Origin of the sequence: Polaromonas sp. (assembly GCF_018780625.1) — a bacterium.
In the GTDB taxonomy this organism is placed as follows: domain Bacteria; phylum Pseudomonadota; class Gammaproteobacteria; order Burkholderiales; family Burkholderiaceae_C; genus Polaromonas.
In genome coordinates this window covers 1-7,629 of record NZ_JADMJK010000176.1, presented here as the reverse complement: position 1 = coordinate 7,629, position 7,629 = coordinate 1, and the positions used below count along the sequence as shown (strand labels likewise).

Genomic DNA, 7,629 nt, shown 5'->3' with positions numbered 1-7,629 from the left:
TCGGCCAGGCCCGCGCCGACTGGATGATCAACCACTCGCGCAACCTGTGCCTGTATCCCAACGTGTACCTGATGGACCAGTTCGGCTCGCAGATCCGCGTGCTGCGCCCGATCTCGGTGGACAAGACCGAAGTCACCATCTACTGCATCGCCCCCAAGGGCGAATCCGCCGAGGCGCGTACCCGCCGCGTGCGCCAGTACGAAGACTTCTTCAACGCCACCGGCATGGCCACGCCAGACGACCTGGAGGAGTTCCGCGCCTGCCAGCAAGGCTACGCCGGCATTGCCCTGCCCTGGAACGACATGTGCCGCGGCGCGACCCACTGGGTCGAAGGTGCCGATGCCGCAGCCAAGGAAATCGATTTGCACCCCACGCTCAGTGGTGTGAAGACCGAGGACGAAGGCCTGTACACCGAACAACACCGTTACTGGCTCGAAGCCATGCAGCGCGCTGTTGCCGTTGATTCTGAAAAAGTCTGAGAGCCCGCCATGACCATGACGATTGACCAAGTTGAAGCCTTCCTCTACCGCGAAGCCCGTTTGCTTGATGATAAGCAGTGGGACGAGTGGCTGACCTGCTATGCCCCCGATGCCGAGTTCTGGATGCCCGCCTGGGACGATGACGGCGAGATGACGCGTGATCCGCAGTCTGAAATCTCGCTGATTTACTACGCCAACCGCGGGGGGCTTGAAGACCGTGTGTTTCGCATCAAGACCGAGCGTTCGGCGGCCAGCATGCCCGAGCCGCGCACCGGCCACCACCTCTCGAATGTCGAGATCGTGTCGCAAGAAGGCAGCGAAGTGCGCGTGCGCTTTAACTGGCACACGCTGAGCTACCGCTACAACATGACGGACAGCTACTTTGGCACCTCGCACTACACGCTCGATGTGTCAGGCGCGCAGCCGCTGATCAAGCGCAAACGTGTCGTGCTGAAAAACGACTACATCCACCACGTCATCGACGTTTATCACATCTAAGTAGCTGGCCGGGGCTTGGGCCCAGGCAGGGAAAAAACACCATGAGCCATCACATCGCGTTGCAATTTGAAGACGGCGTCACCCGCTTCATTGACGCTTCCCCCACTGAAACCGTCGCCGATGCAGCCTACCGCCAGGGCGTGAACCTCCCGCTGGATTGCCGCGATGGCGCCTGCGGCACCTGCAAGTGCTTTGCCGAGTCCGGCCAGTTCACCATGGGCGAGTACATCGAAGACGCGCTGAGCGAAGACGAGGCCGAACAAGGCTTCGTGCTGACCTGCCAGATGCGTGCCCAAAGCGACTGCGTCGTCCGCGTGCCGTCGTCGTCCAGCGTGTGCCGTACCCAGCAGGCCAGCTATGAAGCGGCGATTGGCGAGGTGCGCCAGCTGTCGCCGAGCACGATTTCCCTGTCGATTCAAAGTGACGCCCTGCGCAAGCTGGCTTTCCTGCCCGGCCAGTACGTCAATCTGCAGGTTCCCGGCAGCACTGAAACCCGCGCTTATTCGTTCAGCTCGCTGATTCGTGATGGCCAGGTGTCTTTCCTGATTCGCAATGTGCCGGGTGGATTGATGAGCAGCTACCTGACGGGCGCCGCCAAGCCGGGTGAGCGCATGACGCTGACCGGGCCGCTGGGCAGCTTTTACCTGCGCGACATCAGGCGGCCGCTGCTGATGCTGGCCGGTGGCACGGGACTGGCCCCGTTCACGGCCATGCTGGAAAAAATCGCCGAGCAGGGCAGCGCGCACCCGCTGCACCTGATCTATGGCGTGACCCACGACGCCGACCTGGTGGACATGGACAAGCTCGAAGCCTTTGCCGCCCGCATCCCGAATTTCACTTTTGCCGCCTGCGTCGCTGGCGCTGACAGCAGCTACCCTAAAAAGGGCTATGTGACGCAGCATATAGCGTCCGCTCATCTGCACGACGGCAACGTGGACATCTACCTGTGCGGCCCGCCGCCCATGGTCGAAGCGGTCAACCACTTCATTCGTGAAAAAGGCATTCAGCCTGCAAGTTTTCACTATGAAAAATTCGCCGCCAGCGCTTGACCCCGTTGTTCTCGCCTTGTTCATCCTTCCATTCGGCCCCTGCGTTGCGGGCCCTTTTTAAGTAGTCATCATGAATCCACGTTTTCACAACAAGGTCGCTGTGGTCACCGGTGCGGCCCAGGGTATTGGCCGCAGCGTTGCCTTGCGCCTGGCCGCCGAAGGCGCCCGGCTGGTGCTGGTCGACCGCTCCGATCTGGTGTTTGAGTTGCGCGATGAACTGGCCGCCACGTCCACCGAAGTGCTCGCGCTCACGGCCGACATGGAAAAAAGCGCCGACTGCCAGCACGTCATGAAATCCGCCGCCCTGCGCTTTGGCCGGCTCGACATCCTCGTCAACAACGTCGGCGGCACCATCTGGGCCAAGCCTTTCGAGCATTACAAAGAGGACGAGATTGAGGCCGAAGTGCGCCGCTCGCTGTTCCCGACCCTGTGGTGCTGCCATGCGGCGCTGCCTTACATGCTGGCGCAGGCCAGCGGCGCGATTGTCAACGTGTCGTCGATTGCCACGCGCGGCGTCAACCGCGTGCCTTACGGTGCAGCCAAAGGCGGCGTCAATGCCCTGACGGCCTGCCTGGCGATTGAAACGGCTGAGCGTGGCGTGCGTGTCAATGCGGTCGCCACCGGCGGCACCGAGGCCCCACCGCGCCGCATTCCGCGCAACACCGCAGAGCAGACCGCGCAGGAAAAAGTCTGGTACCAGCAAATCGTTGATCAGACCATTGCGTCGAGCCTGATGAAACGCTACGGCACGATTGACGAGCAGGTCAGCGCCATCTTGTTCCTCGCCTCCGACGAGGCTTCCTACATCACCGGCGTCACCATGCCGGTGGGCGGCGGCGACCTCGGCTGAGGCCATTTTTTACGCCATATTTTCCATCACCCCAAGCAGGACGCCACGAATCCTGCCCTATCCAAATCTATAAAAGCGAGACAAAAACCATGCGACAAATTGACGTTCACAAGCTGTCCGACGAGGCCAGATTCAATGGCTTTCACGGCAAGGTGCTGCTCTGGTGCGCCCTCATCATTATTTTCGACGGCTACGACCTGGCGGTGGCTGGCATTGCCCTGCCGTCGATCATGAAAGAAATGGGCGTCACTGCCCAGAACGCCGGCTTCATGGTCAGCTCAGCCTTGTTCGGCATGATGTTCGGCGCCATCTTCCTTGGCACCATCGCCGACAAGATTGGCCGGCGCAAGGCCATCGCGATCTGCATCTTCCTGTTCAGCGTGTTCACCGCCGCAGCGGGCTTTACCGACAACCCCTACACGTTTAGCGCGATGCGCTTCCTGGCGGGCCTGGGCATAGGCGGCGTGATGCCCAACCTCGTGGCGCAGATGACGGAATACTCGCCCAAGAGGATTCGCGCCACCATGGTCACGCTGATGTTCAGCGGCTATGCCGTCGGCGGCATGTTGGCCGCCTTGCTGGGCAAGGGCCTGATCGAAACCTACGGCTGGGCGTCCGTCTTCCTGGCCGCCGGTTTGCCGGTGCTCCTGATCCCGTTCATTCTCAAGTCGATGCCCGAGTCCATGCCCTTCCTGATCAAGGAAAACCGGCTGGGCGAGTTGAAGAAAATCGTCTCCCAGATGTCGCCTGGCTATCACCCTCAATCCGATGACCGTTTTGCGCTTCCCTCGGCAGACAAGGCCGAAGGCGCGCCGGTCGGCAAGCTGTTCCAGGACGGCCGGGGCTTCAGCACCGTGATGTTCTGGATTACTTTTTTCATGTGCCTGTTCATGGTCTATGCCCTCAGTTCGTGGCTGACCAAACTGATGGCGAGCGCCGGCTACAGCCTGGGTTCTGCGCTGACCTTCGTGCTGGTGCTCAACTTCGGCGCCATGATCGGTGCGGTCGGTGGCGGCTGGCTGGCTGACCGCTTCCACATCAAGTATGTGCTGGTGGGCATGTACGCGCTGGCGGCCGTGTCGATCACGCTGCTGGGCTACAAGGTGCCCACCGAAGTGCTGTTCCTGCTGGTCGGGCTGGCCGGCGCCTCGACGATTGGCACGCAGATCGTCACCTATGCCTATGCCGGCCAGTTCTACCCGATGGCTATTCGCTCGACCGGAATCGGCTGGGCGTCTGGCGTGGGCCGCAGTGGCGCCATCCTGGCACCGATCGTGATCGGCACGCTGGTGGGCATGTCGCTTCCGCTGGAGCAGAACTTCATGGCCATTGCCATTCCCGCGGTGATCGCGGTGATTGCCGCGTCCATGATCAACCATCGCCGGTCCGCCTCGGCCAGCCATCAAAGCGCGAGCGTGCTGATGCCTGTGACTTCAGCGATGGCGAGCAAGTAAGCGCCGCGCTGCTTGATGAAAAAAGACTTCTCCCTGTCAGCCGTCACGGCTGGATTCCTGGCCGTGCTGATTTCCTATGCCGGTCCGCTGGTGATATTTTTCCAGGCCGGCCAAAGTGCCCATGTCTCCGCCGAAATGATGTCGTCCTGGGTCTGGGCCATATCAATCGGGGCAGGGGTGTCGGGCATCTTGCTGAGCTGGTGGCTCAAGGTGCCGGTCGTGACGGCCTGGTCTGCACCGGGCACGGCTTTGCTGGTGGCCCTGTTCCCCGCCATCACGCTGGAGCAGGCCGTCGGGGCTTACCTGGTGTCGGCGGTCATTATTTTCATCATTGGCGTGTCCGGCTATTTTGACAAGCTGGTGCAGGCCATCCCCAAAGGCATTGCCAGCGCCATGATGGCGGGGATCTTGTTCCAGTTCGGGGTAGGTGCGTTTCAAGCGGTCACCTCAATGCCGCTCATCACCTTTTGCATGATGGGCACTTATTTGCTGTTCAGGCGCTTGCTGCCGCGCTATTGCCTGGTGATTTTGCTGGTGACCGGTTTGGTGCTGGCGGTGGCTCTGGAGGGTGTGAGCCTGGGCGGCGTGACATGGGCCCTGGCCAGCCCGGTGTTCATCACCCCCGAGTGGACCTGGGGCGCCACCCTGAGCCTGGCGCTGCCGTTGGTGCTGGTCAGCGTGACCGGGCAGTTCTTGCCGGGCATGGCCATTTTGCGCAGTTCGGGCTACAGCACGCCGGCCCGTCCCCTCATCATCACGACCAGCCTGGCCTCGCTGGGCGTGGCGTTTTTCGGCGGCATCACGGTTGTGATTGCGGCCATCACGGCGGCGCTGTGCACCGGCAAGGATGCCCATGAAGATCCCCGTAAACGCTACGTGGCGGGCATTGCGAACGGCGTGTTTTACCTGGTGGGCGGCTGCTTTGCCGGCACCATCATTTTGTTTTTTGCAGCCTTGCCCAAAGAACTGATCGCGGTGCTGGCCGGCCTGGCCTTGTTGGGCGCGATTGGGGGCAGTCTGGCCGGTGCCATGGACGCAACCGATCACCGGGAGGCCTCGGTCATCACCTTTTTGGCCACGGCCTCCGGCATGACGTTCTGGGGCCTGGGGTCTGCATTTTGGGGTGTGGTGATTGGCTCGGCAGCCTATTTACTGCTCCATAAGTCGTGGTCCGCGCCCGCGAAGGCCAGACTTTGATGAGGGCCTGACGCAGGACATTGCATCTTTTTTGTCCTGCTTTTGTTCGCATGACTGGAGCGCAGCAGTAGAGAAAGGCTGTGGTCATGGCGAACAAATAGCAGCCTGTCTTTTATGTCAAAAAGCGTTTTCAGGAGTCTTTCAGTGATCAATAAAATTGCCGCCTCAATTGCCGAGGCCCTGGCGGATACGCAAGACGGCGCCACCGTGCTGATCGGCGGCTTCGGCACCGCCGGCATTCCCAACGAACTCATCGATGGCCTGATCGAGCAGGGCGCGCGCGACCTGACCGTGGTGAACAACAACGCCGGCAACGGCGACACCGGGCTGGCCGCGCTGCTCAAGACCGGGCGCGTGCGCAAGATCATCTGCAGCTTTCCGCGCCAGGCCGACAGCCATGTGTTTGACGCGCTGTACCGCGGCGGCCAGATCGAGCTCGAACTGGTGCCCCAAGGCAACCTGGCCGAGCGCCTGCGCGCCGCCGGTGCCGGCGTGGGGGCTTTCTTCACGCCCACCGGCTTTGGCACCGAACTGGCCAGGCAGGCCGATGGCAGCGCCAAGGAAACGCGGGTGATCAACGGCAAGGCTTATGTGCTGGAGTACCCGATTTACGGCGACGTGGCCCTGATCAAGGCCGAAAGCGGCGACCGCTGGGGCAACCTGGTCTACCGCAAGGCGGCCCGCAACTTTGGCCCCGTGATGGCCACGGCCGCCAGGCGCACCATTGCCACCGTGCACCAGATCGCCCCACTGGGCGCGCTCGACCCCGAAGTCATCGTCACGCCGGGCATCCATGTGTCCAGGGTCGTCAGGATTGACCACGTCGCCACACAGGCCGGTGGTTTCAAGCAAGCCGCCTAAGCCGAAAGAACCCTCATGAGCAACTACACCAAACGCACCAAAGACGAACTGGCCAGGCGCGTCGCCCAAGACATCTTTGATGGCGCCTACGTCAACCTGGGCATCGGCATGCCGACCCAGGTGGCCAACCACATTCCGGCCGGCATGGAAGTCGTGCTGCACAGCGAAAACGGCATCCTCGGCATGGGCCCGGCCCCCGCTGCGGGCCAAGAGGACTTTGACCTGATCAACGCCGGCAAACAGCCCGTGACCCTGCTGCCCGGCGGCGCTTACTTTCACCACGCCGACAGCTTTGCCATGATGCGCGGCGGCCACCTTGATATTTGCGTGCTGGGCGCGTTTCAGGTGTCGGCCACCGGCGACCTGGCCAACTGGAGCACCGGCGAGCCCGGTTCCATTCCTGCGGTGGGTGGTGCCATGGACCTGGCCATCGGGGCCAAGCAGACCTGGGTCATGATGGACCTGCTGACCAAAAAAGGCGAGAGCAAGGTGGTGCGCGAATGCACCTACCCGCTCACCGGCATTGGCTGCGTGAAACGTATCTATTCCGAGCTGGCCACGCTGGAATGCACGCCGCAGGGCCTCAAGCTCATCGACAAGGTCGAGGGGCTGGCGCTGGACGAACTGGAGCGTCTGCTGGGCTTGCCCATTCAGGCCTGAACGCACACCGCCATTTCAAGGGAAAAGCCCTGACGGTTGCGGCTGGATTCAGACCAAAAAGCGTTGCGCCAGCAGCGCCCAGTAGGCCGCGCCCAGGGCCAGGTTGGCGTCGTTGAAGTCGTAGCCGGGGTTGTGCACCATGCAGGCGCCAGCGCTGTCGCCATCGCCATTGCCAATCAGCAAATAGCTGCCAGGCACGCGCTCCAGCATGAAGGCAAAGTCTTCGCTGCCGGAAAGGGCCGGACCCTGCAAGGTCACCTGCTCGGCTCCGACCAGTTCCAGGGCCACCTCGCGGGCGAAGGCGGTTTCCTCGGGCGTGTTGACGAGCACCGCATAGCCGGGCCGCCAGTCGATCTGCGCGGTGACGCCAAAGCTTTCGGCCTGCGCGGTGATCAGCGCCTTGATGCGCTGCTCCAGCCTGGCGCGGACTTCGCGATCGAGCGCACGCACGCTGATCTCCAGCGTCGCGCTCTGCGGGATCACGTTGTTGGCCTTGCCGGCGTGCAGCGCGCCCACGGTGACCACGGCCATCTGCAGCGGGTCGATGTTGCGCGAGACGATGGTCTGCAGCGCCATCACGA

The 7,629-nt window shown here is 62.3% G+C and carries 9 protein-coding genes; 8 read left to right on the top strand and 1 reads right to left on the bottom strand.

What is annotated here, in order from left to right; genetic code table 11:
* The 8 genes from IV091_RS13950 to IV091_RS13915 form a co-directional block, all read left to right on the top strand.
* Positions 1-479 (top strand): SRPBCC family protein (locus tag IV091_RS13950; RefSeq protein ID WP_293469743.1); only part of this gene is annotated, 479 nt, incomplete at its 5' end.
* A 9-nt stretch (positions 480-488) separates the two neighbouring features.
* Positions 489-977: a benzoate 1,2-dioxygenase small subunit gene (gene benB / locus IV091_RS13945; RefSeq protein ID WP_293469741.1), complete on the top strand. Its 489-nt coding sequence runs from the start codon at positions 489-491 to the stop codon at positions 975-977.
* 41 nt (positions 978-1,018) lie between these two features.
* A complete protein-coding gene (benC, locus tag IV091_RS13940; protein ID WP_293469739.1) occupies positions 1,019-2,026 on the top strand; it encodes a benzoate 1,2-dioxygenase electron transfer component BenC in 1,008 nt (335 codons plus the stop codon).
* Positions 2,027-2,096: 70 nt separating this feature from the next.
* On the top strand, positions 2,097-2,876 hold the full coding sequence (locus tag IV091_RS13935; RefSeq protein ID WP_293469737.1) for a 1,6-dihydroxycyclohexa-2,4-diene-1-carboxylate dehydrogenase: 780 nt from the start codon (positions 2,097-2,099) through the stop codon (positions 2,874-2,876).
* Positions 2,877-2,965: 89 nt separating this feature from the next.
* Positions 2,966-4,330, top strand: a complete 1,365-nt coding sequence (locus IV091_RS13930) for an MFS transporter (RefSeq protein WP_293469735.1) — start codon at positions 2,966-2,968, stop codon at positions 4,328-4,330.
* A gap of 15 nt (positions 4,331-4,345) precedes the next feature.
* A complete protein-coding gene (locus IV091_RS13925; RefSeq protein ID WP_293469733.1) occupies positions 4,346-5,527 on the top strand; it encodes a benzoate/H(+) symporter BenE family transporter in 1,182 nt (393 codons plus the stop codon).
* A 144-nt stretch (positions 5,528-5,671) separates the two neighbouring features.
* Positions 5,672-6,388, top strand: a complete 717-nt coding sequence (locus IV091_RS13920) for a 3-oxoacid CoA-transferase subunit A (protein WP_293469731.1) — start codon at positions 5,672-5,674, stop codon at positions 6,386-6,388.
* 15 nt (positions 6,389-6,403) lie between these two features.
* Positions 6,404-7,048, top strand: a complete 645-nt coding sequence (locus tag IV091_RS13915; protein WP_293469729.1) for a 3-oxoacid CoA-transferase subunit B — start codon at positions 6,404-6,406, stop codon at positions 7,046-7,048.
* A gap of 48 nt (positions 7,049-7,096) precedes the next feature.
* On the opposite strand, the gene IV091_RS13910 is transcribed toward IV091_RS13915, so the two are convergent.
* A partial coding sequence (locus tag IV091_RS13910; protein ID WP_293469727.1) for a M20/M25/M40 family metallo-hydrolase occupies positions 7,097-7,629 on the bottom strand: 533 nt, incomplete at its 5' end.

Coding starts and splice junctions, on each gene's coding strand:
- benB (WP_293469741.1), top strand. CDS start 489: ATGACCATGACGATTGACCAAGTTGAAGCCTTCCTCTACCGCGAAGCC.
- benC (WP_293469739.1), top strand. CDS start 1,019: ATGAGCCATCACATCGCGTTGCAATTTGAAGACGGCGTCACCCGCTTC.
- IV091_RS13935 (WP_293469737.1), top strand. CDS start 2,097: ATGAATCCACGTTTTCACAACAAGGTCGCTGTGGTCACCGGTGCGGCC.
- IV091_RS13930 (WP_293469735.1), top strand. CDS start 2,966: ATGCGACAAATTGACGTTCACAAGCTGTCCGACGAGGCCAGATTCAAT.
- IV091_RS13925 (WP_293469733.1), top strand. CDS start 4,346: ATGAAAAAAGACTTCTCCCTGTCAGCCGTCACGGCTGGATTCCTGGCC.
- IV091_RS13915 (WP_293469729.1), top strand. CDS start 6,404: ATGAGCAACTACACCAAACGCACCAAAGACGAACTGGCCAGGCGCGTC.